This is a genomic window from Derxia gummosa DSM 723 (genome assembly GCF_000482785.1).
Lineage (GTDB): Bacteria > Pseudomonadota > Gammaproteobacteria > Burkholderiales > Burkholderiaceae_E > Derxia > Derxia gummosa.
Genome location: NZ_AXWS01000001.1, coordinates 26,138 through 51,133 on the forward strand (window position 1 = coordinate 26,138; position 24,996 = coordinate 51,133).

At 68.2% G+C, this 24,996-nt stretch carries 24 protein-coding genes, 1 tRNA gene and 1 pseudogene; 12 read left to right on the forward strand and 14 right to left on the reverse strand.

Annotation, left to right across the window (positions count from 1 at the left end):
* Positions 1-171 precede the first annotated feature (171 nt).
* From H566_RS0100100 to bioD, 8 genes and pseudogenes are all read left to right on the forward strand, one after another.
* Positions 172-1,296, forward strand: coding sequence for a LysM peptidoglycan-binding domain-containing protein (locus H566_RS0100100; protein ID WP_028309831.1), 1,125 nt, complete (start codon positions 172-174; stop codon positions 1,294-1,296).
* Between the two features lie 58 nt (positions 1,297-1,354).
* Positions 1,355-2,569, forward strand: a complete 1,215-nt coding sequence (gene dprA / locus H566_RS0100105) for a DNA-processing protein DprA (protein WP_084544582.1) — start codon at positions 1,355-1,357, stop codon at positions 2,567-2,569.
* A 73-nt stretch (positions 2,570-2,642) separates the two neighbouring features.
* Positions 2,643-3,101, forward strand: coding sequence for a Smg family protein (locus tag H566_RS0100110; protein ID WP_028309833.1), 459 nt, complete (start codon positions 2,643-2,645; stop codon positions 3,099-3,101).
* A 188-nt stretch (positions 3,102-3,289) separates the two neighbouring features.
* A pseudogene (locus H566_RS21950) lies at positions 3,290-5,845 on the forward strand (DNA topoisomerase III); the annotation flags it as partial.
* 68 nt (positions 5,846-5,913) lie between these two features.
* Complete coding sequence (locus H566_RS21955; protein ID WP_084544575.1) at positions 5,914-7,119, forward strand: aminotransferase class I/II-fold pyridoxal phosphate-dependent enzyme; 1,206 nt, start codon at positions 5,914-5,916, stop codon at positions 7,117-7,119.
* Entirely contained in the window at positions 7,119-7,895 is a 777-nt protein-coding gene (locus H566_RS29290) for an alpha/beta fold hydrolase (RefSeq protein WP_028309834.1), read from the forward strand. Before H566_RS21955 ends, H566_RS29290 begins: the two co-directional genes overlap by 1 nt.
* Entirely contained in the window at positions 7,892-8,650 is a 759-nt protein-coding gene (locus H566_RS29295; RefSeq protein WP_051377703.1) for a methyltransferase domain-containing protein, read from the forward strand. Before H566_RS29290 ends, H566_RS29295 begins: the two co-directional genes overlap by 4 nt.
* Entirely contained in the window at positions 8,647-9,288 is a 642-nt protein-coding gene (gene bioD / locus H566_RS0100135) for a dethiobiotin synthase (RefSeq protein ID WP_028309835.1), read from the forward strand. Before H566_RS29295 ends, bioD begins: the two co-directional genes overlap by 4 nt.
* A gap of 132 nt (positions 9,289-9,420) precedes the next feature.
* On the opposite strand, the gene H566_RS21965 is transcribed toward bioD, so the two are convergent.
* The gene (locus H566_RS21965) at positions 9,421-10,197 is read right to left on the reverse strand and encodes a class I SAM-dependent methyltransferase (RefSeq protein WP_051377730.1); all 777 of its coding nucleotides are present in this window, start codon (positions 10,195-10,197) and stop codon (positions 9,421-9,423) included.
* A 106-nt stretch (positions 10,198-10,303) separates the two neighbouring features.
* Between H566_RS21965 and H566_RS0100145 the strand changes: the two genes are divergently transcribed.
* Both H566_RS0100145 and bioA read left to right on the forward strand, forming a co-directional pair.
* The gene (locus H566_RS0100145) at positions 10,304-11,095 is read left to right on the forward strand and encodes a helix-turn-helix transcriptional regulator (protein ID WP_028309836.1); all 792 of its coding nucleotides are present in this window, start codon (positions 10,304-10,306) and stop codon (positions 11,093-11,095) included.
* A 21-nt stretch (positions 11,096-11,116) separates the two neighbouring features.
* Complete coding sequence (bioA, locus tag H566_RS0100150; RefSeq protein ID WP_028309837.1) at positions 11,117-12,475, forward strand: adenosylmethionine--8-amino-7-oxononanoate transaminase; 1,359 nt, start codon at positions 11,117-11,119, stop codon at positions 12,473-12,475.
* 67 nt (positions 12,476-12,542) lie between these two features.
* On the opposite strand, the gene H566_RS21970 is transcribed toward bioA, so the two are convergent.
* The 7 genes from H566_RS21970 to pqqA all read right to left on the reverse strand — a co-directional run bounded on the left by H566_RS21970 (position 12,543) and on the right by pqqA (position 16,887).
* Entirely contained in the window at positions 12,543-12,953 is a 411-nt protein-coding gene (locus H566_RS21970; protein ID WP_034409982.1) for a hypothetical protein, read from the reverse strand.
* A gap of 225 nt (positions 12,954-13,178) precedes the next feature.
* Positions 13,179-13,255 (reverse strand) — tRNA-Met (locus H566_RS0100160).
* Positions 13,256-13,329: 74 nt separating this feature from the next.
* Positions 13,330-14,661 (reverse strand): pyrroloquinoline quinone biosynthesis protein PqqE, encoded by a 1,332-nt coding sequence (pqqE, locus tag H566_RS21975; protein WP_211238021.1) that lies wholly within the window; start codon positions 14,659-14,661, stop codon positions 13,330-13,332.
* A gap of 24 nt (positions 14,662-14,685) precedes the next feature.
* Positions 14,686-14,964: a pyrroloquinoline quinone biosynthesis peptide chaperone PqqD gene (gene pqqD / locus H566_RS0100170; protein WP_028309838.1), complete on the reverse strand. Its 279-nt coding sequence runs from the start codon at positions 14,962-14,964 to the stop codon at positions 14,686-14,688.
* 53 nt (positions 14,965-15,017) lie between these two features.
* The gene (pqqC, locus tag H566_RS21980) at positions 15,018-15,815 is read right to left on the reverse strand and encodes a pyrroloquinoline-quinone synthase PqqC (RefSeq protein ID WP_051377705.1); all 798 of its coding nucleotides are present in this window, start codon (positions 15,813-15,815) and stop codon (positions 15,018-15,020) included.
* The gene (pqqB, locus tag H566_RS0100180) at positions 15,812-16,729 is read right to left on the reverse strand and encodes a pyrroloquinoline quinone biosynthesis protein PqqB (RefSeq protein ID WP_028309839.1); all 918 of its coding nucleotides are present in this window, start codon (positions 16,727-16,729) and stop codon (positions 15,812-15,814) included. Before pqqB ends, pqqC begins: the two co-directional genes overlap by 4 nt.
* A gap of 83 nt (positions 16,730-16,812) precedes the next feature.
* Positions 16,813-16,887 (reverse strand): pyrroloquinoline quinone precursor peptide PqqA, encoded by a 75-nt coding sequence (pqqA, locus tag H566_RS21985; protein WP_034410047.1) that lies wholly within the window; start codon positions 16,885-16,887, stop codon positions 16,813-16,815.
* A gap of 251 nt (positions 16,888-17,138) precedes the next feature.
* Here pqqA and H566_RS21990 point away from each other — a divergent pair, with 251 nt between their 5' ends.
* Together H566_RS21990 and H566_RS0100195 are read left to right on the forward strand one after the other, a co-directional pair.
* On the forward strand, positions 17,139-18,635 hold the full coding sequence (locus tag H566_RS21990; RefSeq protein WP_051377707.1) for a histidine kinase: 1,497 nt from the start codon (positions 17,139-17,141) through the stop codon (positions 18,633-18,635).
* Between the two features lie 7 nt (positions 18,636-18,642).
* Complete coding sequence (locus H566_RS0100195) at positions 18,643-19,290, forward strand: response regulator (RefSeq protein ID WP_028309840.1); 648 nt, start codon at positions 18,643-18,645, stop codon at positions 19,288-19,290.
* 176 nt (positions 19,291-19,466) lie between these two features.
* On the opposite strand, the gene H566_RS0100200 is transcribed toward H566_RS0100195, so the two are convergent.
* The 6 genes from H566_RS0100200 to H566_RS0100225 form a co-directional block, all read right to left on the reverse strand.
* The gene (locus H566_RS0100200; protein WP_084544578.1) at positions 19,467-20,987 is read right to left on the reverse strand and encodes a mannose-1-phosphate guanylyltransferase/mannose-6-phosphate isomerase; all 1,521 of its coding nucleotides are present in this window, start codon (positions 20,985-20,987) and stop codon (positions 19,467-19,469) included.
* Between the two features lie 241 nt (positions 20,988-21,228).
* Positions 21,229-22,221 carry a biotin synthase BioB gene (gene bioB / locus H566_RS0100205; RefSeq protein WP_051377709.1) on the reverse strand — a complete coding sequence of 331 codons (993 nt, stop codon included), beginning with the start codon at positions 22,219-22,221 and terminating at the stop codon, positions 21,229-21,231.
* Between the two features lie 147 nt (positions 22,222-22,368).
* Entirely contained in the window at positions 22,369-23,007 is a 639-nt protein-coding gene (locus H566_RS21995; RefSeq protein WP_051377712.1) for an SET domain-containing protein, read from the reverse strand.
* A gap of 137 nt (positions 23,008-23,144) precedes the next feature.
* Positions 23,145-23,546, reverse strand: coding sequence for a response regulator (locus tag H566_RS0100215; RefSeq protein WP_028309843.1), 402 nt, complete (start codon positions 23,544-23,546; stop codon positions 23,145-23,147).
* 143 nt (positions 23,547-23,689) lie between these two features.
* The gene (locus tag H566_RS0100220; RefSeq protein WP_028309844.1) at positions 23,690-24,247 is read right to left on the reverse strand and encodes an HNH endonuclease; all 558 of its coding nucleotides are present in this window, start codon (positions 24,245-24,247) and stop codon (positions 23,690-23,692) included.
* Positions 24,248-24,378: 131 nt separating this feature from the next.
* Positions 24,379-24,891: a peroxiredoxin gene (locus H566_RS0100225; RefSeq protein WP_028309845.1), complete on the reverse strand. Its 513-nt coding sequence runs from the start codon at positions 24,889-24,891 to the stop codon at positions 24,379-24,381.
* Positions 24,892-24,996 lie beyond the last annotated feature (105 nt).

Sequence of the window (24,996 nt, forward strand, 5' to 3'; positions counted from 1 at the left end):
GACGGGCGGCTGAAGCGTGGCGGCGCCGTGCATTCATCAGTCGCCGGTGGGCGCGCGCCAATGCCGGGCGCCGCGCCAGATCCGCGTCATCTTCGATCATCCGACAACCATCGCGCGGGAAACTGCGGCCAACGCCACGCGGGCCGTCCGGCTCGCGATCCGAGGGATTGAATGAAAAAGTCTAGCACCGCGCTTCTGGGCGCCGCGCTCGCCATCGCCACCTCGCTCCAGGCCGCACCGGCGGTCGAGTACCCGGTCACGCCGCGCCAGCGCAACGTCGCCGATCAGGTGGCCCAAGCCGGCGTACCGCTGTCCGAACTCGCGCTCAATGCCCCCGACAGCTACACCGTCAAGCCGGGCGACACGCTCTGGGGCATCTCCGGGCTCTTCCTCAAGAGTCCGTGGCGCTGGCCCGAGCTGTGGGGCATGAACCGCGACCAGATCCGCAATCCCCACCTGATCTATCCAGGCCAGATCCTGATGCTGGAGAAGTCCAACGGCCGCGCGCTGCTCAAGCTCGGCACGCCGGTGGGCGGCGCGGGCGGCACGGTCAAGCTGTCGCCACACATCCGGGTGTCGGGCGCAGCCGATGGCGCGATCCCGAGCATCAATCCGCGCGACATCGAGCCTTTCCTGAACCGGCCGCTCATCGTGACCGAGGAAGGCATCGCCGCTTCGCCGCGCGTGGTCGCCACACAGGAAGACCGGGTCATTACTGGCACCAACGACATCGTCTATGTGCGCGGCATGCCGTCCGGCGGCGGCCGCAGCTGGCAGGTGTACCGCCCGGCGGCGCCGCTGCGCGATCCCGAGACCAATCGCGTCATCGCCTACGAGGCCGTGTATTGCGGCGTGGCCGACGTATCGAGCAATGGCGATCCGGCGACGCTGCGCATCAAGGAGGCGCGCGAGGAGATCCGCGTCGGCGACCGTCTCGTGCCGACCGAATCCAGCGACTTCCCGACCTACATGCCGCATGCGGCCAGCACCGTCATCGACGGGCGCGTGGTCTCGATCTACAACGGCGTCGATCAGGCGGCGACCGGCATGGTGATCGCGCTCAACCGGGGCGCGGCCCAGGGCGTGGAGCGCGGCCATGTGTTCCGCCTGCTCAATTACGGCGGCTACATCGTCGATCGCACCGCGGCCAACGGCGGCGAGCGCGTGCGCCTGCCCGACGAGCCGGTCGGCGACGTGTTCGTGTTCCGGGTGTTCGAGAACATCAGCTACGGCCTGATCCTGCGCTCGACCAATACGACGCGCATCGGCGACCGCTTCGTCTCCAAGCTCGACTGAGCCGGTGGCGGCCCTGCCCGAGGCGCGTCGCGCCGAGCTGGCCGCCTGGTTGCGGCTGATGGCGACCGAAGGCGTCGGCCCGGTGGCCGCGCGCGAACTGCTGGCGGCGCTCGGGCCGCCCGAGCAAATCTTCGCGCTGGGGTCGGCCGCGCTGGCGCGCGCCGCCGGCGACAAGCTCGGCCGCGCGCTCGCCTCCGCTCCCGATGCCGACGCGCAAGCGCTGATCGAACGCACGCTCGACTGGGCAGCCCAGTCCGACCGGCATCTGATCACGCTGGCCGACGCCGACTATCCGCGGCAGCTCCTCACCATCGCCGACCCGCCGCCGCTGCTGTGGGCGATCGGCAATCTCTCGCTGCTGCGCACGCCGGCCATCGCCATCGTCGGCAGCCGCAACGCGACGGCCCAGGGCATCGAGAACGCGCGCGGCTTCGCGGCCAATCTCGCGGGCGCCGGACTGACCGTCGTGTCGGGCCTCGCGCTCGGCATCGACACCGCCGCGCACGAGGGCGCGCTCGATGCGGGTGCGACGATCGCCGTGATCGGCACTGGCGCCGACATCGTCTATCCGGCGCGCAATCGGGCGCTCGCGCATCGCATCGCGGCGGGCGGGCTGATCCTGTCGGAGCAGCCGCTCGGCACCGGCGTGCACAAGGCGAGCTTTCCGCGCCGCAACCGAATCATTTCCGGGCTGTCGCTCGGCGTGCTGGTGGTCGAGGCGGCCGCCGGGTCGGGCTCGCTCATCACCGCGCGGCAGGCGATCGAGCAGGGGCGCGAGGTGTTCGCGATTCCGGGTTCGATCCACTCGGCGCTGTCGAAGGGCTGTCACCAGCTCATCCGCGAGGGCGCCAAGCTGGTGGACGAGTCGCGCCACATCCTCGACGAACTGCTGCCGATCGGCTTCCAGCCCGATCCGGCGTCCGCAACCCGCGGGCGCCGTGCATCTGCCCGGGCGGCGCCTTCGCCCGAGCAGGTGCGCGCGGCGCTGGCGCGGTCGGTCGGCCGGCCCGACGTGGCGTCCGAACGGACGGTTGCCCCGGATGCTCCGGGCGACACCAACGGGCCGACCGGCATCGCCGCAGGTGACGCGCTTCCGGTATCCCACCCCTGGCTCGACGCGGCCGGCGTGGAGCCCTTCACCGTGGACGGGCTTGCCGAGCGCTGCGGCGCCGACGCCTCGGCCCTGCTCACGGCCCTGCTCGACTGGGAACTTGACGGCCTCGTCGCCCGCCTGCCGGGCGGTTTTTTCCAGCGCCTGCAACGTCCGGTCTGACTCCGCAAAGCGCCGCCAAACGGCGGCTTTTCATCGGTTGCCGCTCAGGGTTTTCGCGGGTAGAGTCGTTCGCATGTTCGACGTCCTGATCTATCTGTTCGAGAACTACTTCAATCCGAGCGCATGCCCGGACGCCGACGTGCTGGCCAAGAAACTCACCGCCGTCGGCTTCGAACGCGAAGAGATTGACGAGGCGCTCGACTGGCTCAACGGCCTGTCCAAGGCCAGCTCGGCTCCGGTGCCGATGGCGCTTGCCGCCTCGGCCGGGCACCGGGTCTACACCGCGTGGGAAATCGACCAGCTCGGTGTCGAGGCGATCGGATTCGTCAGCTTTCTAGAATCAGCCGGTGTCATCGATCCGGCTCAGCGCGAACTCATCATCGAGCGCTCTGTCGCCGTCGGCGAATCGCCGATCGGCGCTGAACAGTTCAAGGTCATCGTCCTCATGGTGCTCTGGAGCCAAGAGGCCGAGGTCGACGCGCTCATCCTCGAAGAGCTGCTCGACGACGGCTCGCCGCGCGAATTGCACTGACGTCGGCCTGCCGAGCAGGCCATCCCGCACACGAACGATGCCCGGCACCCGGTGACATGCTTTTGCATGACGGATACCGCTGCCATCATGGGGCGCGTTGTGCCGAAATTTTGAAACCGCCTACACTTGGCCCCCCTTGCGGGGTGGCCGGTATGCGCGCCGCCCATCTTTCGAGTCTGGCGTTCAACATGTCCAAGAGCCTGATCATTGCCGAAAAGCCCTCGGTCGCGAACGACATCGCGAAAGCCCTGGGTGGATTTGCCAAGCACGACGGTTATTTCGAATCGGACGACTACATCATTTCGTCGGCGGTCGGCCATCTGCTTGAAATCTTTGCGGAAGATGACCCGAAACGCGGCAAATGGAGTTTCACCCATCTGCCCGTCATTCCGAAGGAATTCGGCCTTCAGCCGATTGCCAAGAATGAAGATCGGCTCAAGCTGCTCAGCAAGCTCATTCGCCGCAAGGACGTCACCGCACTCATCAATGCCTGTGACGCGGGCCGCGAAGGCGAATTGATCTTCCGCTACATCACGCAGGCGGCGAAGGCCAAGCAGCCCGTGCGTCGGCTCTGGTTGCAATCGATGACGCCGGCCGCGATCCGCGAAGGCTTCGGCAAGCTGCGCAGCGACGAGGACATGCAGCCGCTGGCCAATGCCGCGCGCAGCCGCAGCGAAGCCGACTGGATCGTCGGCATCAACGGCACCCGCGCCATGACCGCCTTCAACAGCAAGGGCGGCGGTTTCTATCTGACGACGGTGGGCCGTGTGCAGACGCCGACGCTCGCCGTCGTGGTCGAGCGCGAAAAGAAGATCAAGAGCTTCGTCGCGCGCGATTACTGGGAAGTGAAGGCCGAATTCGTCGTCGGCGCCGGCACCTACGAAGCCAAGTGGTTTGACCCGAAATATAAGAAGGACGAAGCCACGGCGCGCGCGGCCAAATTGCCCGGCGCGCCCGAACCCGAGCATCTGCGCGACAACCGCATCTGGTCGGTCGATGAAGCGAAGGAAATCGTCGCGGCCACGCGTGGCAAGCGCGGTGTCGTTACCGAAGAAGCCAAGCCCTCGTCGCAATTGTCGCCGCTGCTGTATGACCTGACGTCATTGCAGCGCGAGGCGAATTCACGTTTCGGTTTCTCGGCCAAGACGACGCTGTCGATTGCCCAGGAGCTGTATGAAAAGCACAAGGTCCTGACCTATCCGCGTACCGATTCGCGCCATCTGCCCGAGGATTACCTCAAGACCGTGCGCTCGACCTTCGAATCGCTCGCGGGTCAGAACAATTACTTCAAGTTCTGCAAGCAGGCGATCGACGGCAATTACATCAAGCCGAACAAGCGGGTTTTCGACAACACCAAGATCAGCGATCACTTCGCCATCATCCCGACGCTCGAAACGCCGAAGAACCTCGGCGAGGTGCAGCAGAAGATCTATGACCTCGTGGTCAAGCGTTTCATCGCCGTGTTCTTCCCGGCGGCGGAATTCATGGTGACCACGCGCATCACGAAGATCGAGCATCACCATTTCAAGACCGAAGGCAAGGTAATGGTGAATGCGGGCTGGCTGGCCGTCTATGGCCGTGATGCCCAGGGCGAGGACGCCAATCTGGTCGCCGTCGGCCCGAACGAAAAGCCGCTGGCCGACAGGGTTGACGCGATCGCGCTGCAAACCAAGCCGCCCGCGCGCTACAACGAAGCGACGCTGCTGTCGGCAATGGAAGGCGCCGGCAAATTGCTCGATGACGATGAATTGCGCGAGGCAATGGCACAGAAGGGCCTCGGCACGCCGGCGACGCGCGCGGCGATCATCGAAGGTCTCATCAATGAAAAGTATCTGATCCGCGATGGCCGTGATCTGGTGCCGACGGCCAAGGCCTTCCAGTTGATGACGCTGCTGCACGGTCTGGGCGTGAGCGAATTGACCCATCCCGAATTGACCGGCGAATGGGAATACAAGCTGGCGCAGATGGAGCGTGGCCAATTGGCGCGTGAGGACTTCATGCGCGAGATCGCGCAGATGACTCAGCTCATCGTCAAGCGCGCGAAGGAATACGACAGCGACACGGTGCCCGGTGATTACGCCGTGCTGCATACGCCCTGCCCGAATTGCGGCGGCACGATCAGGGAAAACTACCGGCGTTTTGCCTGCGAGAAATGTGCCTTCTCGATGACGAAGGTGCCGGGCGGCCGGCAATTCGAGATTCCGGAAGTCGAGGAGTTGCTCGAAAAGCGCGAGATCGGTCCGCTGCAAGGCTTTCGTTCAAAGATGGGTCGGCCCTTCGCGGCAATCCTGCGCATCGTCCAGGATGACGCGCTCAAGACCGAAACCGGCAATGCCTTCAAGCTCGAATTCGATTTCGGTCAGGACAATGCCGAGGAGGAATCGGGCGAGGAAGTCGATTTCTCGGGCGAGCAGCCGCTCGGCACCTGCCCGAAATGCGGTGGCAAGGTGTTCGAGCAGGGCATGAATTATGTGTGCGAGAACCAGCCGGCCAAGCGCTGCGATTTCCGCTCGGGCAAGGTGATTCTCCAGCAGGAGATCGCGCGCGAGCAGATGACCAAGCTGCTGACTGAAGGCAAGACCGATCTGCTGGTCAATTTCGTTTCCAACCGCAATGGCCGGAAGTTCAAGGCCTTCCTGGTGCGGCAGGACGACGGAAAGATCGGCTTCGAATTCGCGCCGCGCGAACCGAAACCGGCCGGCAAGACCGCCGGGCGCGCCGCCGCCAAGAAAAGCCCGGGCAAGCGCGAAACCGCCGATGCAGAGTGAGGCGGACGGCGCGATGACGGTGGGCGGTTCAGTGGGGCGACGTGATGTCTGAGCTGGCGCAGGCAGGCGCTGCGCGGCGGGGAGTCACCGAGGTTTTCGACCGCCGCTATGCCGACCTCTGCGTCGCACTGGAGAGCGATTCGCGCCGGCGCCATCTGCCGGGGCAGGCGGGCCTGGACGGTGCGGCGGTCGATTTCTCGCACAACGACTATCTTGGGCTCGCGCGCGATCCGGATGCGATCGCGGCGCTGTGCGAAACCGCGCGGGCGCGCGGCGTGGGCGCGACCGGGTCGCGGCTGCTGTCGGGTGACTGGCCCGAGCATGCCGCGCTCGAAGCGGCGATCGCGGCGGCCAAGGGCACCGAGGCGGCGCTGGTGTTTCCATCGGGCTATCAGGCCAATGCGACCGCGCTCGCCGCGCTGCTCGACCGCAAGACGCTCGGCGCCGAGCCGCTGCTGTTCGCCGACCGGCTCAATCACGCGAGCTTGCATCACGCCTGCCAGCTCGCCGGCGTGCATCAGCTGCGCTACCGGCACAACGATCTCGGCCATTTGGGCGAACTGCTGGCGAAGCATGCCGACGATGCGCGCCCCAAGTTCATCGTGGCCGAGACCATCTTCGGCATGGACGGCGACTCGCTCGACATGCCGGCGCTGGCGGCACTGGCCGACGCGCACTCGGCCTTCCTCTGGCTCGACGAGGCGCATGCGACCGGCGTCGCGGGCGCGACCGGCCAAGGCCTCGCCAGCGGCTGGATCGGTGGACGCGGCGCGGCCATGGGTACCTTCAGCAAGGCGATCGGCGCCCAGGGCGCCTATGTGGCGTGCAGCCGCGCGGTGCGCGACTACCTGCTCAACCGCTGCACCGGTTTCATCTATTCGACCGGCATCGCGCCGGCGATGGCGGCGGCCGTGCATGCGGTGTGGAACAAGCTGCCCATGCTGGACCAGACGCGGGCGCGGCTCATGGCGCGCGCCGATGCCTTTCGCAAGCGTTTGCAGGCCGCCGGCCTCGATACCGGAAGCTCCACCACGCACATCGTGCCGGTCATCGTCGGCAGCGATGCGCGCGCGCTCGAACTCAAGGCCTGGCTCGCCGCACGCGGGATGATCGTGTCGGCGGTGCGGCCGCCGACGGTGCCGCCCAACACGGCGCGCATCCGCATTGCGTTCGCGGCCTCGCACGGCGATGCGCAGGTCGATGCGCTGGCTGACGCCATCCTCGACTGGCACGCCACTCGGGGCGCCTGATGCCGCGCTTCCTGCTCTGTCACGGCTGGGCCCACGACGGCCGCAGCCTCGATGCCCTGGTCGCCGCGCTGCGCGAGCGATTTCCCGCATCCGAAATGCGGGTTCAGGAGCTTGGCTTTGCCGGCGAGCCGGTGGACGCGCTGGCAGAGACAGCCGGCCGCGACGATGGCGAGTGGATCGGCATCGGGCATTCCTGGGGCTTCGCGCAATTGCTGACCCCTGCCGCGCCGCGCTGGAAGGCACTGGTGTCGATCAACGGCTTCCTGCGCTTCTGCCGCGCGCCGGGCCGACGCACCGGCACACCGGCGCGAGCGCTCGACGCGATGCTCGCGCGACTGGCGGTCGATCCCGAAGGCTGTCTTGGCGACTTCCGCGCGCGCTGCGCGACCGTGGGCGATGTGAAAGATGGGACGATGTCCGGCGAGTCCGCAACGATTGCCGTCGGCGGCAGGTCCGACGTCGAGATCGCCGCGTATGCGCAGGACGTCCCGCCGCTACCCGGCAGTGCCCGGCTGGCCCGTCTGACCACGGCCCTGACCGCCTTGCGCGACAGCGACTTCGCCCCGCCCGTCGGCACGCCGCTGCTCGCGCTCGCCGCCACCGGCGACCTGATCGTCCCGCCCGATCACGCCCGCGCCCAGTTCGATCCGGCGCAGGGCGGCTGCGCGACGGAACTCCTGATGCTGGCCGGCGGTCATCTCCTGCCCGGCACCCATCCCGCAGCCTGCGCCGACGCCATCGCACGTTTCGTGAGCACGCTGCCCGCCACCGCATGAACCGCCGCATCCCGATCGTCGCCGACCGCTTCTCCGCCGCCGCCGCCCGCTACGACAGCATCGCCCGCGCCCAGCACGAGGCTGCTGCCCGCTTCGCCGACTGGCTCGCCGCGCGCAGTACTGGCGATCGTCCGGCGCGCATTGCCGAGCTGGGTTGCGGCACCGGCTTCTTCACTGCGCATCTGCTCGACCGCTGGCCCGACGCGACCGTGCTCGCCACCGATGTCGCGCCCGCGATGGCCGCGCGCTGCGCCGAGCGCTTCGCCGACGAGCCGCGCCTGGAAACCGGATGCGCCGACGCAGCCCGCGCGCGCTTCTCGCCCACGCCCGACTGGGTCGTCTCGACCATGTGCCTGCAATGGGTGCGGCCGCTTGAAGCAGTGCTCGACATGCATCTTTCGCAATGTCGCGTGCTCGCCTTCAGCCTGCTGCTCGACGGTTCCTTCGCGGCCTGGCGCGACGCCCATGAACGTGCCGGCCTCGACTGCGGCCTCCAGCCCATGCTCCGCGCCGACGATCTTGCCGCCTTGTGCGCCCGGCTCGCTGCTGCCCACGGCCGGCGCTGCGAGTTCGAACAGGTGAGCATCGATGAGCCGCATGCCGACGGACTTGCCTTCGCGCGCGCGTTGCGCGGCATCGGCGCCGATGTCGCGCGCGCGGATCATCGCCCGGTCCCGTTGCGGCGCGTGCTGGCCGCCTGCGCCACGCCGCTCGTCATGAACTACGAACTCGCCTTCGTGAGGATCGCGCCATGAAAGCCCTCTTCGTTTCAGGCACCGACACCGGCGTCGGCAAGACGCTCGCGAGCGCCTGGATCGCCCGCCACTGGAACGCGACGTACTGGAAGCCGGCCCAGACCGGTACCGCCACCGATGACGGCGATGACAGCGGCAGCGTCGCGCGCCTCGCTGGCGTGCCCGTGCTGCCCGAGGCCTTCCGCTTTGCCGCGCCAGAATCGCCCGCGCGCGCCGCCGAGCTGGAGGGACGGCGCATTGATCCCACCGCCTTCGTGCTGCCCCGCGCGCCACGTCTCGTCGTCGAGGGCGCGGGCGGCCTGCTCGTGCCGGTGACCGACGACTTCCTCATGATCGATCTCGCGCGCCGGCTCGACCTGCCGGTACTGCTGGTCGCGCGCAGCGGCCTCGGCACGATCAACCACACGCTGCTGTCGGCCGAGGCGCTGCGCGCGCGTGGCATGCGGCTGCTCGGCGTCGTGATGAGCGGTGAGCCCAATGCCGCGAATCGCGTCGCGATCGAGCGTCATGGTGCGCTGCCGGTGCTGGCCGAGTTGCCCCGGCTCGGGACGGGTGATCTCGCCGCGCAACTGGGTGCGCTGCCGTTGCCGTGTGCCCTGCGCGCCGCGCTGGATGAGCTGGACGAGGTGGCCGGCTAGCCTGGTGGCCTACGCCTACGCCTACGCCTACGCCTACGCCTATGGCGATGGCGATGGCGATGGCGATGGCGATGGTGAGCGCGGATGTCATGCCGCTGCTCGCGTCTCTGTGAGGCCAGGCAGTCGCAATCCTCAGCCTTCGGCGATGAACATCCCGCAGTCCAGCTCGAAGCTGCAATCCGGCTGCATCTTCCAGGCCGCGCGTACCGCCTCGGGCGCGCCAGCCCACAGATCGCGGATCGCCGCAATGCGCACGGTAGGCGTGCGCATGCGCGCGACCCAGCCGTCGAAGGCGATCGGCAGTCGCCATTGCGACGTCTCCGTCACCGAGAAGCCGGCGGCCGCCAGCAGCGTCCGCCATTCCGTCGCCGTCCGGTTGCGCACATGCGAGCGGTCGCGCAGCAGTTCGATCGCCTGGAGATGGGAGTCGATCAGCGGGTCCGGATGGCCGAGCACGTCGATGACGACCAGCCGCCCGCCCGGCGCGAGTACCCGACGGATCTCGCCCAGCGCCGCGTCCAGGTCGGTCCAGTGATGCGCCGACATGCGCGTCACTACGGCGTCGAAGCTCGCATCCTCGAACGGCAGACGCTCCGCCGCCGCGCGTGCGACGACCAGATTCGTCAAGCCGCGCCGCGCTGCCTCGTCGGCGACAACCGCGAGCATCTCGGGTGTCGGGTCACAGGCGGTCACGCGCGCCGCCTTCGGAGCGATCGCGAACGCCGCGTGCCCGGCGCCGCAGCCCAGGTCGAGTGCCCGTGCCTGCCCGTCGGCAGGCATCAGATCGGCGAGGCGCGCAAGGTCGGCGCCGGTCGCATGGACGCCGCTGCTCAGATAGCTCGCGGCGCTTGCGCCAAATTGCTCGGTTGCGACGACGCTGCCGGTAGAGGCGGCGGTGCGGGCTTGCATCATGACTTTCCTCCTTGTGAACCGACATGCTGCCGCCCCTTCAAGACTGGTAACAGGCCTGTACTTATCCTGTTATAAGAACCGCCAGCCATCACGTCGCGTCCACATGCCTTCCATCTCCGATTCTTCCGCCTCGCCGTCGCTCGGCGCCTTCCTGCGTGACCATCGTGAGCGCATCGCGCCCGCCGCCGTCGGCCTGTCGGCGGGCGGGCGCCGGCGCACGCCGGGCCTGCGCCGCGAGGAGCTGGCCCAGCTCGCCGGTCTCAGCCCTACCTGGCTCACCTGGGCCGAGCAGGGCCGGGATGTGGCGCTGTCGGCCGATGCACTGGCGCGGCTCGCCAATGCGTTGCGGCTCACCGTGGCCGAGCGGCGTTATCTGTTCGAGTTGGCCGGGCGACGCGATCCAAGTCAGCCGCCGCAGCCCGATGCCGTGCCGGCAGAGCTGCTGGCCGCTGTCGACGCCGTGCGCCATCCCGCCTATCTGCTTGATCGACAATGGACGGCCCTGGCCGCGAATGCCGCCGCGCGCAGCCTGCTCGCGGGCTGGCTCGATCGCCGTGCCACCGAGCGCAACCTGCTGCGCTTCATGTTCCTGAACCCGACCGCACGCGGACTCGTGCCCGACTGGCCCGATCGCGCGGCCCGCCTGGTGGCCGAGTTCCGCGCCCACAGCGCTGGTCACGTCGCCGCTCCGCCAACCAGCGACCATGTTGCAAGCCTTTGCAGCGCCAGTCCCGAGTTCGCCCGGCTCTGGTCGTCGCAGGACGTACTGGCGCGCGATGGCGGCCGGCGCCTCTTCAACCACCCGGTTCGCGGCCCGCTCGCCTACGACCAGATCACACTCGCGCCCACCACCGCGCCAGGCGCTCTGCTGGTCATGCTCCTGCCCGTCACCTGACCGATGCACGTTCCCCACGCCATGACCGTTCCCGACTGGCTCGCCCTCGACCGTGCCCATTGCTGGCATCCCTTCACCCAGGCCAGGACCGCGCCCGTGCCGCTCGCCATCGTGCGCGGCGAGGGTGCCTGGCTGCATGCTGCCGACGGCCGCCGCTATCTCGACGCCGTGTCGAGCTGGTGGGTAAACCTGCATGGCCACGCCCATCCCGCGATCGCGGAGGCGATCGCCGAGCAGGCGCGCACGCTGCCGCACACCATGTTCGCGGGCATCACGCATGAGCCGGCGGCCAGGCTCGCCGCCGAACTGGTCGCGCGCGCGCCGGCACCGCTGTCACACGTCTTCTTCTCCGACAACGGCTCCACCGCAATCGAGGTCGCGCTCAAGATCGCCTGCCAGTACTGGATCAACCAGGGGCAGAAGAGGCATCGATTTCTCGCCTTTGAAGGCGGCTATCACGGTGACACCTTCGGCGCGATGGCGGCTGGGCGCTCCTCGGGCTTCTACGCACCGTTCGAGGACTGGTTGTTCTCCGTCGACTTCATGCCCTGGCCGCAAACCTGGATCGACAAGCCCGGCCTGGACGACGAGGAAGCCGCTGTGCTGGCCCGGCTCGATGCCTGGCTCGACCGGCATGGTCACGAGCTGGCGGCCTTCGTGTTCGAGCCGCTTGTGCAGGGCGCATCGGGCATGCGCATGGCGCGCGCCCCCTTTCTCAGGACCGTGTGCGAGAAGGTGAGGGCATGCGGCGTGCCCGTCATCTTCGACGAGGTCATGACCGGCTTTGGCCGCACCGGACGCATGTTCGCGGCCGAGCACATCGGCTTCACCCCCGACCTGCTGTGCCTGTGCAAGGGGCTCACCGGCGGCTTCCTGCCGATGGCGGTCACGCTTGCAACGCCGGCCATCCACGACGCCTTCCTTGGCGACGGCGTCGATCGGGCGCTGCTGCACGGTCATACCTTTACCGCGAATCCGCTCGGCTGCGCGGCGGCGCTTGCGTCGCTCCGGCTGTTCGACAGCGAAGACACGATGCAAAGGATTGCAAGCCTGGAGGCGATGCAGGCACAGCGGCTTGCAGCGCTGGCTTCGCATCCGCTTGTCAGCCGCAGCAGGCAATGGGGCACGATTGCCGCCTTCGACCTCGTGCCTGCCGGTGCGGCCAGCGCCGGCTACGGTTCTGCCTCGGGACGTGCGCTGCGCGAGGCCATGATCGCGCGCGGCGTGTTGATGCGGCCGATGGGCGATGCGATCTATGTCCTGCCGCCGTATTGCATCTCGGTCGCCGACCTGGACTTTGCCTACGGACAGTTGCGTGAGGTTCTCGATGAACTGGCGGGCGCAGATTCGCGCGGCGTGGGGGCGACTGACTTGTTCTGACCGTGCGGCCGCCGGCTGCGGCGGGCGCTTCTCGCGCGAGGGAGACCGGGGCGTGAAAGACGCAAGCTCAGCGTCGTCCCGGTCCCCGGTCCGGGCCGCCAAGTCCGTGTCCGGGATAGCCGTCGCCGCGTCCGAAATGCGGGCCGTCGCCGTCACGCGGCCTCTGACCGGGGCGCGGCCAGCCATCATTGCGTCGCCCGAATCCCGGCCCGTCATGGCCGTAGCCTCGGCCGAAGTCATGATGATGGTCGTGGCCGAAGCGTGGTCCGCGCGGCGGCCCGATGTGGACGGGCGGTGGCATCACCACGGGCGGGCGCGGCGGCATGACGATGACCGGGGGCGGCACGTAGTAGTAGCTGCGCGGCGTCGAGTAGTAGATGTCGCTGCGATAGACCTCGGTCCGATAGGGCGGCGACTCGTAGACCGCGCAGCCGCTCAACGAGGTCAGGACGATGAAGGGCAGGACGGTGCGACGCATGACAGAACCCTGAAATGAAAGGCGGGTTTCCTCACGCTAGCGATTGCGCACAGGGTGGGGCGTTTCATGCGCGCTACTGCTGTAACCGAGCCAGCGCCCTTTGCGAGGCGCGTGATCGGTGCCTGAAGGCGCCTGAAAACGCGATGTGCGGACGAAGCGGCATATCGCGCCCCCCGAAATGAAAACGCCCTGTCAGCTTGTGGCTGACAGGGCGTTTCCGAATGCTGGTTGCGGGGGCAGGATTTGAACCTACGACCTTCGGGTTATGAGCCCGACGAGCTGCCAGACTGCTCCACCCCGCGTCTGAAGAGGCCGGACTATAGCCTCTTGCGACCATGAGCGCAAGGGTTTGCATGAAATTCGATGGCCGGCGCACTCAGCGGACGGTTGCGAGAGCCTCTGCAGCATTGACGGTCGGCTCGCATGCGGTGAGCCGGTGCGATTCCTTCGGGTCGCGGAACACGAGCGGATGCACGGCCGGATTGCCTGGCCGCTGTGCGCGCGCCACCGCTTCATCGACCACGCCGCGCTTCGGCGACTTGGCACAGACCGGGTCGGTCGCATTCGCATCGCCGGCGAGCATCAATGCCTGGCAGCGGCAGCCGCCGAAGTCCTTCTCCTTCTCGTCGCAACTGGCGCAGGGTTCCTGCATCCAGGCCGTGCCGCGATAGCGCTCGAAACCGTCGCTGCGATACCAGATGTCGGCGACAGACACGTCGCGCACGTTCGGGAAGGCCTGGCCTGGCAGCATGCGCGCCGTGTGACAGGGCAGGGCCGTACCGTCGGGAGTGATGGTCAGGAAGATGCTGCCCCAGCCATTCATGCATTTCTTTGGTCGGTTTTCGTAGTAGTCGGGCACCACGTAGAAGATGCGCATGCGGTTGTCATGCGTGGCGCGCCAGTCGTTGGTGATCCGCTCGGCGCGTTCGAGCTGTTCGCGCGAGGGCAGCAGATGGTCGCGGTTGAGCAGGGCCCAGGAGTAGTACTGGCTGTTCGCGAGTTCGACGTACTCGGCGCCGAGCGAGTCGGCCATCTCGATGATGCGGTCGATGTAATCGATGTTGAGCCGGTGGATCACGCAGTTCATCACCATCGGCCAGCCGTGGTCCTTGATGATGCGCGCGACTTTCTGCTTCAGGTCGAAGGTGCGCGTGTGAGAGAGGAAGTCGTTCAGCTCGCGGGTCGAGTCCTGGAACGACAGCTGGATGTGGTCGAGCCCGGCCGCCTTCAGCGCCGCGGCGCGCTGCTCGGTAAGGCCGACGCCCGAGGTGAGCAGGTTGGTGTAGAAGCCGAGCCGGTGCGCCTCGGCGATGAGCACTTCGAGGTCGTCGCGCAGCAGCGGCTCGCCGCCCGAGAAACCGCACTGCACCGCGCCGGCTGCGCGCGCCTCGCGCAGCACACGGAGCCAGTCCTCGGTGGACAGCTCGGCGTCGTGATGCGCGAAATCGACCGGGTTGTAGCAGAACACGCAATGCAGCGGGCAGCGGTAGGTGACCTCGGCTAGCAGCCACAGCGGCGGGCCGGGACGCGGGCGCGCGTCGGCGCCGGGTGCCGCGGACTGAAGGCTGCGAACATCGCCGGCAGGGCCCGTGCCCGCCGCGTCGCTCGCGCCGCCAACGTGACTTGCATTGCCCGCCGCGTCGCTGGCCTTGCCGCCGCGTGCCGCCGCCAAAGATGCAATTGCGGTGCTGCTTTCAGGACAGCTCATGCTCGTTGTCTCCGTGTAAGCGGCTCAGCCTTCGATCCAGCGCTTCTCGCGCGCGATGTCGAGAAAGCCGAGCACGTCGCGTTCGAGACCGGTGGCGTTGAAGGCGGTTTCGAGGTCGGCCACGATCTGGACAACGCTGAGTTGGCCGTCGCAGCGCTTCATGATCTCGCCCGCGCTCTGGTTGAGCCTGACCATGCCCTCGGGATAGAGCAGCACCCAGCTCTGCTGCGCTTCCTCGTATTGCAGGCGGAACAGCCGGCTCACGCGCGGCGTGGCGGCGAGGCGAGCCGCGTCTGCCTGCACGCCGCGCGTGTCTGCGGGCGCGACCGGCAGCGTGGCGTCGGCGTCGGCGGCACTCATCGCCCGGCTCCGAGCGCCGAGATGCCTTCGCGGAACAGCGCCTGATCGCAGTCGACGCCCTGCACGCCGTAGCGCAGCGCCATCGAGTCATTCATTGCCCACAGGATGTCGAGCTTGAATTGCAGTATTTCGAGTGCGCGTTCCTGCTGCTCGCGGGTGCGGAAGTAGTCGAGCGTCACGGCCAGACCCTGCTCGACATCGCGGCGCGCCTGGCTCACGCGGTTGCGGAAGTACTGAAGTCCGGCGCTCTCGATCCACGGGTAATGCTCGGGCCAGGTGGCGAGGCGCTGCTTGTGGATCTCGGGCGCGAACAGCTCGGTGAGCGAGGAGCACACGGCCTCCTGCCACGGCGCGCGGCGCGCGAAATTCACGTAGGCATCGACCGAGAAGCGCACCGCCGGCGTGACATGGCGCAGGTCGGTGATTTCCTCGCGCGTGAGACCGGTGGCGATGCCGAGCCTGATCCACGCCTCGATGCCGCCTTCGTCCTTCACCGTCTGGCCGTCGCTGCCCGTCAGCTCGAAGCCGTCATGGTCGAGCATGCGCTGGATCCAGCCGCGCCGGATGTCGCGGTCGGGGCAGTTGCTCATCACCGCCGCGTCCTTCACCGGGATCGCGATCTGGTAGTAGAAGCGGTTGGCCACCCAGCCACGGATCTGCTCGGGCGTCGCCTTGCCCGTGTTGAGCATGACGTTGAACGGATGGTGGATGTGGTACGCGCGGCCCTTGGCGCGCAGTTGCGCCTCGAACTCTTCGCGGTTCCAGGCGAGGGCGAATCCGGCGGGTGCGTTCACAGTTCGATCTCCATGCCGTCGTAGGCGACCTCGATGCCGTGGGCGGCCAGCACGGCGCGCTCGGGGCTTTCCTCGTCGAGGATGGGGTTGGTGTTGTTGATGTGGATGAGCACCTTGCGGGTACTCGCGGGCAGCCGGTCGAGCCACTCGATCATTCCGCCGGGGCCGCTCTGCGCCAGATGGCCCATCTGCACCGCGCGCTTGGGGCTGGCGCCGAGGGCGATCATCTCGTCGTCGGTCCAGAAGGTGCCGTCCACCAGCACGCAGTCGGCGGCCTGCATCGCGGCCCATACCGCCGGTTCCATCTCGCCTAGGCCGGGCGCGTAGAACAACCTGCGGCCGCTCGCGCTGTCGGTGATGGTCACGCCGATGTTGTCGCCGGGGCGGGGATGGTCGCGGTGCGGCGAATAAGGCGGCGCGTTGCTGATGAGCGGCAGCGCGCTGAACCCGAGGCCGCGAACGCGGGCGATCTCGAAAGCGCTTGCATCCGTCGGCACCTCGTTCCAGTCGAGGCCGCAGTAGTGCGACAGCAGGCCGAACAGCGGGTTGCCGGTGCTCAGATCCTCCCTGACCGGCGCGGTACACCACAGCGGCCAGGGCTTGCGGTGCTCGCGCAGCATGTAGAGGCCGGTGGTGTGGTCGATCTGGGCGTCGATGAGGACGATGGCCTCGATGGCCGTGTCGCGCAGGTCGCGCGCCGAATGCAGCGCCGGGAAGCCGCGCAGTTGCGCGAGCACGTCGGGCGAGGCATTGAAGAGAACCCAGCGCTCGCCGTCGCCGCTCGCGGCGATCGACGACTGGGTGCGGGCCGTGGCGCGGACCGTGCCGTTGCGCAGGCCGGCGCAGTTTCGGCAATTGCAGTTCCATTGCGGGAAGCCGCCGCCGGCGCCCGAGCCGAGGATGCGGATAAGCATGTGTCGCCCTCGAAATCCCGTCGTTCAGACAAAAACAAGGGGCGGCCGGCAGGTGTTTGCCGGCCGCCCCGCGTGGCCAACGATCAGCGGTTGGCGATGTACATCGTGATTTCGAAGCCGAAGCGCAGGTCGGTCGCGGTGGGGGTGGTCCAGGTCATGGTGGTCTCCTCGGGTTGGAAAGTTGCCGGGTGGGTCCCGGTGCGGAAGGAGATTGCCGCTTGCTGCGCCGCACGCGCTTGGCGAAAGGCTTGAATCACGGCTCATGATTTTCTTGAGCCAGTCGCTCGACGGCCACCGGCTTGCAAGCGCTTGCGGGATTACCCGGTGCTGTTGCCGAGATAGCTGCGGGTTGACCCCGAGTCACGCCCCGCCTCGACAGAAATCGCCCCGCCTGCGATAACCGCGCGCCATGAGTCTTCGCCTGCGCATCCAGCTCGTCATCACCGCGCTCACGCTCGCGTTCGCGGCGGCGCTGCTCGTCCAGCAGGTGCAGGACACGCGGCGTTCGGTGCATGAGGAGATCGAAACCTCCAGCCGCGTGACCGCGCAGCTGCTCGCCCGCGTGAGCTGGGTGTACGAGCAGGCCGGGTTGCCCGGCATGGTCGGCTTTCTCGAACGCCTGGGCCGCGTGCGCGCGACGGAGATCGAGTTGCGCGACGCGGGCGGCAAGCCCCTCTATGCCTCGCCGCCGTCGCCGTACAAGGCCGGGCGCGATGCGCCCGCGTGGTACGCACGCATGGTCGCGCCCAGCATCGAGACGCGCGAGATCGAGTTCGCGGGCGGAAAGATGTTCGTGCATGCCGATTCGTCGCGCGCGGTACTCGACGGCTGGGACGACCTGCTGCGCACGCTCGCCCTGGTGGCGGGTGGCCTCGCGGGCGCCAACCTGCTCGCGGTGTGGATCGCCTGGCGCATCACGCGGCAGTTGCAGGTGGTGATGGACGGGCTGCGCGCGATGGAAGGCGGCGACTACCGCACCCGCCTGCCCGAGCTGCCCGGCCGCGAAGGCCGGCTCATGAGCCATGCCTTCAACGCGATGGCGCGCGCGGTGGAAGACAACGAGGCCCAGCGCCTCGCCGCCGCCGAGGCGCGCGCCCGGCTCGACGAGAATCGCGCGCTCGCCCACGGCACCGAGCGTCGCATCGAGGAGGAGCGCGCCGCGATCGCGCGCGAGCTGCATGACGAGCTGGGCCAGCAGATCACCGCGGTGCGCAGCCTTGCACTGGTGCTGGAGAAGCGCGTCGGTACCGATGCCGATTCCGCCGCCGCCGCGAAGCTCATCGGCGAGACGGCGGCGCAGATGTACACGAGCGTGCATGAGCTGATCCCGCGCCTGCGTCCGCTCGCGCTCGACCGCTTCGGACTCGTGGATGCCCTCGGCGATCTGGTCGATGACCTGCGGCTCGCCAATCCTGGCATCGGCTTCGAGTTCGGCGCCGCGCCGCTGCCCGACACGCTGCCGGGCGAAGTCGCGACCGCCGGCTACCGCATCGCGCAGGAGGCGCTGGCGAATGCGGTGCGCCACGCAGGCGCGAGCCAGATCGCGCTGACCGTGCGGGTCGAGGCCGATTCCGCCACGCCGGAGGGCGACGCTTGCGGCGCGGCGCCGGATGCGCTCTGCATCGACATCAGCGACGACGGTGCCGGCCTCGCGTCGGACGCGCGTCAGCGGCCCGGCCACTGGGGCCTGCTCGGCATGCGCGAGCGCGCCGAAGCGCTCGGCGGCCGGCTGCTCATCGCATCGTGCGAGGGGGCGGGCACGCGCATCGGCGCGCGACTGCCGCTGGACGTCTGCGCCGCGTCCGGGGGCGGGTTCGCGGCCGGCGTCACCCGCGACGCCCCGCCCGCCGTGACGGCCTCCGCCGGCCTGCCTCCCGCCGGAACCGGCGCCGACCCGGCCGTATGATCGGCCGATGGACAAGATCAAGGTCATGCTCGTGGACGACCATGCGGTGGTGCGCATGGGCTTCCGGCTGCTGCTGCAATCGACCGACGACATCGCCGTCGTGGCCGAGGCCGACAGCGGCGAATCGGCCTACCAGAAGTTCATCGAGGTGCAGCCCGACGTGGTGGTGATGGACATCGCCATGCCCGGCATGGGCGGCATCGAGGCGATGCGGCGCATCGTCGCGCGCGACAAGGCGGCGCGCATCCTCGCGTTGTCGGCGCATGAAGACACGAGCCATCCCAAGCGCGCGCTCCAGGCCGGCGCGCTCGGCTATCTGAGCAAGCGCGGCGCGCCCGAGGCGCTCATCGACGCGATCCGCGACGTGGCGCGCGGCCGGCGCGTGCTCGATGCCGCCATCGCCCAGCGCATGGCGGTGCAGGACATCGGCGGCGAGCGCGGCCCGGTCGACCAGCTCTCCGCGCGCGAATTCGAGGTGTTCGTGCAGCTCGCGCGCGGCCAGACCGTCGCCCAGATCGCCGAGGCGCTCAAGCTCTCGCCGTCGACGGTCGGCACCCATCTCTACAACGTCAAGCAGAAGCTCGGCGCGGCCAATCAGGCGGAGATCACGCTGATCGCCCTGCGGGCGGGCGTGATCGGCGTCGAGGGCAGCTGACGCTCGGGCGAGGCAACCGAGCCGTCGCCGGTCGGCTGCGAACCCGTCGGGCGTCGTGCAGCGCCGTTCCCGGCGCTCCCAATGAAATTCCGGCGCCCGAAATGAAAACGGCCCGCGAGGGGCCGTTTCGTGCGTGGCGCGGCATGTCGTCCGCGCCGTCATCGCCGTATTGCAGCTCAGCAGCTCGGCAGATCGCTGCGACCGTAGGTGTCTTCGAGGCGAACGATGTCGTCCTCGCCCAGATAGCTGCCCGATTGCACCTCGATGATTTCGAGCGGCACCTTGCCCGGGTTGGCCAGGCGGTGGACCTGCCCGATGCTGATGTACGTGGACTGGTTTTCCGACAGCAGGAAGCTGTCCTCGCCGCGCGTGACGCGCGCCGTGCCGCTCACGACGATCCAGTGCTCGGCGCGGTGGTGGTGCAGTTGCAGCGACAGCGTCGCGCCCGGGTTCACGACGATGCGCTTGACCTGGAAGCGCGGGCCGTTGTCGATGCTGTCGTACCAGCCCCAGGGGCGATAGACCTTGCGATGCGCGACGGCTTCGGACCGGCCGCTCTTCTGGAGCTGGCCGACGATGTCCTTGACCTTCTGCGTCTCGTTCTTGTTGGCGACCATCACCGCGTCGGGCGTCTCGACGATGACGAGGTTGTCCACGCCCACGCAGGCCACCATGCGCGATTGCGCGAGCACCAGCGTGTCGGTGGTGTCGGTCGTGAGCACATCGCCGCGCGTGACGTTGCCGCCTTCGTCCTTCTCGGCCACTTCCCACAGCGCCGACCAGGCGCCCACGTCGGACCAGCCGCAATCGAGCGGCACGACCCAGGCCGGGATGCCGGTGCTGGTGTCGGTCGGCAGCTTTTCCATGACGGCGTAGTCGATGGAATCGGACGGGCTGGCCGAGAACTTGTCCTTCGGGATGTGCAGGAAGCTGCCGTCACGCTTGCCGGCGGCATAGGCCAGCTGTACCGCCTCGGCGATGTCGGGGCGGAAGGCGGCGATCGCCTTGAGCCAGACCGAGGCGCGGGTCATGAACAGGCCGCTGTTCCAGACGAAACGGCCCGAATCGACATAGCGCTGGGCGGTTTCGGCATCGGGCTTTTCGACGAAAGTCGCAATCGGGCCGGGCGTGCCGAGATTGTCGGCCTTGATTTCGATATAGCCGTAACCCGTTTCGGGGTGATCGGGAATGATCCCGAAAGTCACGATTGCCCCGTTTTGCGCGGCGGGAATTGCGGCGCGCAATGCATTCTGGAATGCGGAGATATCGGCAATGACGTGATCGGAAGGCATGACCAGCATCAGCGGGTCTTCCGACGGATCGAGACCGGCTTCGAGCGCGGCCAGCGTGATTGCCGGCGCGGTGTTGCGGCCGATCGGCTCCAGCAGGATCGATTCGGCGGCGCTGCCGATCAGGCGCAGCTGCTCGGCGATGACGAAGCGGTATTCCTCGTTGCTGACCACGATCGGCTTGCCGAGGCGAACGCCGTCGCATTTGAAGCCTTCGGTGCGCAACGCCGTGCATTGCAGCAGCGTGTTCTCGTCGTGCAGCGGCAGCAGCTGCTTCGGATACTGGGCGCGCGACATCGGCCAGAGCCGGGTGCCGGAACCGCCCGACAGGATCACCGGGACGAGCAGTCCGGTCTGGGTGGCCGCGGCGCTGGCGCCGGCGGGCGCTTCGATGAGGATTTCGCCCATGATTTCCCTGATGGCAAGAATGAGGAGTGGATCGGGAATTGCCGGAGCACGGAATTGGCGGGCGCGTGAGCATTTGCCCGCCGACTTGCGCGATCCGGAATTGCGTGGTGACGAATGGTCGAGATCACCGCATGTGCGGCGATGCTAGCGCGGTGCAGCATCGCGCAAATACCTGAAACGTCCTGATTCCGGCCGGTTCCGCCGAATCATGCACACCTCTCGCGCGCCATCGGGAGGCAATTCACATCGTGCGCAAACCGAGGCGGGAAAACAGTGCTTCGTCGCGTTCCGACTCGGGATTGCCGGTGGTCAGGAGCTTGTCGCCATAGAAAATCGAGTTGGCGCCGGCGAAGAAGCACAGGGCTTGGATCTCGTCGCTCATCTGGGTGCGGCCGGCCGACAGGCGCACGAAGCTGGTCGGCATCGTGATGCGGGCGGCGGCGATGGTGCGCACGAATTCGAAGGGGTCGAGCTTGTCGACGCCGGCGAGCGGCGTGCCCTCGACGGCAACGAGGTGGTTGATGGGCACCGACTCGGGCGGCTCGGCCATCGAGGCGAGTTCGGCGATGAGGCCGGCGCGCTGCTCGCGCGATTCGCCCATGCCCACGATGCCGCCGCAGCACAGCTTGAGGCCGGCGCCGCGCGCCTTGTCGAGCGTGTCGATGCGGTCGTCGAAATTGCGCGTGTGGATGATGTCGGCGTAGTGCTCGGGCGCGGTGTCGATGTTGTGGTTGTAGTAGTCGAGGCCGGCGGCGCGCAGCGTCTCGGCCTGGCCTTCGTCGAGCAGGCCGAAGGTGCCGCAGGTTTCGAGGCCGAGGCCGTGTACGGCCTCGATGATGGGCACGAGCTTTTCGAGGTCGCGCGCATTGGGGCCGCGCCAGGCGGCGCCCATGCAGAAGCGCGAGGCGCCGGCGGCCTTGGCGGCCTGGGCGGCGGCCACGACGGCGTCCTTGTCCATCATCTTGGTGGCTTCGACGCCGGCGTCGTGATGGGCCGATTGCGGGCAGTAGCCGCAGTCTTCCTCGCAGCCACCGGTCTTGATGGACAGCAGCGTCGAGCGCTGGATCGCGTTGGGGTCGAAGTTGGCGCGATGCACCTGGGCGGCGCGGAACAGCAGGTCGTTGAACGGGAGTTCGAACAGCGCGAGCACCTCGGCACGGGTGATGCGGGCGCTGCGCTTGTCGGCGTCGATCTGCTTCGGTGAGCGGACGAGCTGGATGGTGCTGTGGGTCATGCGGTGTCGCGGCGCCGGGCGCCGGGTGGGTGAGGGCAACCGCCGTATTGTGCGCCGCGAGTGGCGGGCGGGACCGGCAAGTCCGCGCCGACGGTCGGGAGACGGCGGTCTGCCGTCAGGGCGCGGCAGAACCGCTCGCCGGTCGGATCAGCCTGCCTTGCGCGTGGTCTTGCGGGGCGAGGCCGCCTTCTTCATATCGCTGCCACGGGCTTTCTTTGCGGCCTTGCCGACGGCGTCTTTCGCGGGTTCGCCGGCAGTCGATTTCCGTGCCGACTTCTTCCCGGCCTTGCCCGCGGCGGCGCGAGCCTCGGCGGCCGAGGTCTTGCCCTTGAGCGCGAGCATCGTGCCGCGGCACTCGGGGTTGCCGCAGAGGCAGAGGTAGTCGGCGCGCATCTGCTTCGTGATGCGGCCGTCGATGACCAGACCGTAGTCGAAGAACAGCTCGCTGCCGGCCGGGATGTCGCGCAGCGCCTCGATGAACACGCGCTGCCCCGTCGGGGCGTCTTCCGTCACGGCAATGCAGTTGGGCGCGCAGGAATGGTTGATGTAGCGCGCGCTGTTGCCACCGACGCCACCGTCGATCACGCCGCCTTCCACGTCGAAGTAGAAGGTGTGGAAGGGGTTGGCCGGGTCATGCGGATGGCGCGCGAGGGCTTCGTCCCAGGAGATGCGCTCGCCCTTGTATTCGATGATCCGTTCGTCCTTGGCGAGGTCGCGGGCGGCGAACACGCCGCGCCCGTGCACCTTCGACTGGCGCACGATGATCTTGCGTTGAGCTGCTGGCATTGGGGCTTGGGGAGGGGCCGGACGGGCTGCCCGGCGTCGCGGCGGATTCTAGTCGGGGGCGGTCCTGCCGCCGCCGGGCCCCGACGTGATGGCGGCGGGGCCGTGCGCGCGCTCGTACGACGGCGCGTGCTTCGCGTTCAGCGCCCGGCGCGCGCGCCCTCGACCACGCGGCGCATGTCCTCGATCGAGCAGGGCTTGCCGATGAAGCCGTCGAATCCGGCTGCGAGGCAGGTATCGATGTCGCTCTGGAAGGTGTTGGCGGTGAGCGCGATCACATGCTGATGGCCGCCGTTCGCGGCCTCGCGCTCGCGCAGCAGGCGGATCGTGGCAAGACCGTCGAGCACCGGCATCTGCATGTCCATGAACACCACGTCGAAGCCGATCTCGGCCAGCCGGTCGAGTGCGATCTGGCCGTTCTCGACGGTCTCGACCTCGCAGCCGAAGCTTTCGAGCTGGGCATGGGCCAGTTCGCGGTTGATCGGGTTGTCCTCGACCACGAGCACGCGGGCAGGAGCGGAGCTGGGAGCGGGGCTGGACATGGCGGGCGGGAGCGGTGCGGAGCGCGACAGAGTCCACACGCTAGCGCAGGGGCGCGGCGCATGCACTCCGGATCATTGCGCGCGATCCAGTCGGAGCGATGCGAGTCGCGCCGGAAGCGACACCGTGCCGACCTGCGGCACGTTCAGTCATGCAGCCGAGAGCCCGACGGCAGATGCGCCATGAGGAAGTCCATCTGGTCGCTCAGGATGCGACGGTTGCGCAGGATGAAGTCTTCCCACAGCGTCGGCACGTAGGGCGTGTAGAGCAGCGGCATGTGCGCCTGCTCGGGCGTGCGGTTGGCCTTCTGGTGATTGCAGGTGCGGCAGGCGGTGACGACGTTCATCCAGTGGTCGCGGCCGCCCTGGGCGATCGGCACGATGTGCTCGCGCGTGAGCACGTCGGCGGCGAAGCGTCCGCCGCAATAGGCGCACACATGACGGTCGCGCGCGAACAGCTTGCCGTTGGTGAGGCCCGGCCGCAGCAGGAAGGGGTTGATGCGCGGGACGCCCTTGGTGCCGATGATCGAGTTGACCTCGATGACCGACTGGCGGCCGGTACGGGCGTTGTGCCCGCCCCGGAACACGGCGACTGGACTGCCAATTTCCCAGCGAACGTCGCCGGCGGCGTAGTGCAGCACCGCGGCTTCGAGCGATATCCAGGACTGTGGCAGGCCCTGGGAACTGAGCTTCAGGATTTTCATGCGAGCACCCCGACCGGATCGCATGCGCGGGAGGTGTGCGCATGCGTGAACCCGGGCGGCAAATCTACCCGGGTTGTGTTGCATTTGACAGGCAGCGGGGGTGCTTGTTTCAAGACTCGTGCCAGCCGGCGTCAGCCGGCCCGCAGCACCGCGAGGACGGCCTCGGCGGTGCTCGCCTCGATCTTGCCGGCCACGTCGATGGCGAGATGCTTCACCACGCCGTCGTCCACGATCATCGCGTAGCGCTGCGAGCGCACGCCGAGGCCCTTGGCCACGAGATCGAGGTCGAGGCCGAGCGCGGTCGTCCAGGTGGCGCTGCCGTCGCCGAGCAGGCGCACCTTGCCGTGCGCGCCCTGCTCGCGGCCCCAGGCGCCCATGACGAAGGCGTCGTTGACGGCCACGCAGAGGATGTCGGCCACGCCCTCGGCGCGGATCGCCTCGGCCAGCCGGATGAAGCCGGGCAGATGGGTCTTGCTGCAACCGGGCGTGAAGGCGCCGGGCACCGCGAAGATCACCACCTTGCGGCCGGCGGTCAGGTCCTTGACCGTGAAGGCGTTGGGACCGACCACGCAGACGCCCTCGGGCGCGTCGTAGTACTCGTACAGGGTGCCGTCGGGCAGGGTGTCGCCGACCTTGATCGTCATGAGGGGCTCCTCGGTTTGTCGGAAAGCCGACCAAGCTACACCGGCATTCCGGCCCTCATCGCGGCGGCCCCGCGCGGGCGAGGGCAAATCCGGATCGGTTGCGGC

Bases quoted from the DNA above. Each gene is read 5' to 3' on its own strand.
- bioD (WP_028309835.1), top strand. From the start codon at position 8,647: ATGAAAGCCCTCTTCGTTTCAGGCACCGACACCGGCGTCGGCAAGACG.
- H566_RS0100215 (WP_028309843.1), bottom strand. From the start codon at position 23,546: ATGTCCAGCCCCGCTCCCAGCTCCGCTCCTGCCCGCGTGCTCGTGGTC.
- pqqE (WP_211238021.1), bottom strand. From the start codon at position 14,661: ATGAGCTGTCCTGAAAGCAGCACCGCAATTGCATCTTTGGCGGCGGCA.
- H566_RS0100100 (WP_028309831.1), top strand. From the start codon at position 172: ATGAAAAAGTCTAGCACCGCGCTTCTGGGCGCCGCGCTCGCCATCGCC.
- H566_RS0100220 (WP_028309844.1), bottom strand. From the start codon at position 24,247: ATGAAAATCCTGAAGCTCAGTTCCCAGGGCCTGCCACAGTCCTGGATA.
- H566_RS29295 (WP_051377703.1), top strand. From the start codon at position 7,892: ATGAACCGCCGCATCCCGATCGTCGCCGACCGCTTCTCCGCCGCCGCC.
- H566_RS21990 (WP_051377707.1), top strand. From the start codon at position 17,139: ATGAGTCTTCGCCTGCGCATCCAGCTCGTCATCACCGCGCTCACGCTC.
- H566_RS21955 (WP_084544575.1), top strand. From the start codon at position 5,914: ATGTCTGAGCTGGCGCAGGCAGGCGCTGCGCGGCGGGGAGTCACCGAG.
- H566_RS21970 (WP_034409982.1), bottom strand. From the start codon at position 12,953: ATGCGTCGCACCGTCCTGCCCTTCATCGTCCTGACCTCGTTGAGCGGC.
- H566_RS21995 (WP_051377712.1), bottom strand. From the start codon at position 23,007: ATGCCAGCAGCTCAACGCAAGATCATCGTGCGCCAGTCGAAGGTGCAC.
- bioA (WP_028309837.1), top strand. From the start codon at position 11,117: ATGACCGTTCCCGACTGGCTCGCCCTCGACCGTGCCCATTGCTGGCAT.
- H566_RS0100225 (WP_028309845.1), bottom strand. From the start codon at position 24,891: ATGACGATCAAGGTCGGCGACACCCTGCCCGACGGCACCCTGTACGAG.
- H566_RS29290 (WP_028309834.1), top strand. From the start codon at position 7,119: ATGCCGCGCTTCCTGCTCTGTCACGGCTGGGCCCACGACGGCCGCAGC.
- H566_RS0100195 (WP_028309840.1), top strand. From the start codon at position 18,643: ATGGACAAGATCAAGGTCATGCTCGTGGACGACCATGCGGTGGTGCGC.
- bioB (WP_051377709.1), bottom strand. From the start codon at position 22,221: ATGACCCACAGCACCATCCAGCTCGTCCGCTCACCGAAGCAGATCGAC.
- H566_RS0100200 (WP_084544578.1), bottom strand. From the start codon at position 20,987: ATGGGCGAAATCCTCATCGAAGCGCCCGCCGGCGCCAGCGCCGCGGCC.
- H566_RS0100145 (WP_028309836.1), top strand. From the start codon at position 10,304: ATGCCTTCCATCTCCGATTCTTCCGCCTCGCCGTCGCTCGGCGCCTTC.
- H566_RS0100110 (WP_028309833.1), top strand. From the start codon at position 2,643: ATGTTCGACGTCCTGATCTATCTGTTCGAGAACTACTTCAATCCGAGC.
- H566_RS21965 (WP_051377730.1), bottom strand. From the start codon at position 10,197: ATGCAAGCCCGCACCGCCGCCTCTACCGGCAGCGTCGTCGCAACCGAG.
- pqqB (WP_028309839.1), bottom strand. From the start codon at position 16,729: ATGCTTATCCGCATCCTCGGCTCGGGCGCCGGCGGCGGCTTCCCGCAA.
- dprA (WP_084544582.1), top strand. From the start codon at position 1,355: ATGGCGACCGAAGGCGTCGGCCCGGTGGCCGCGCGCGAACTGCTGGCG.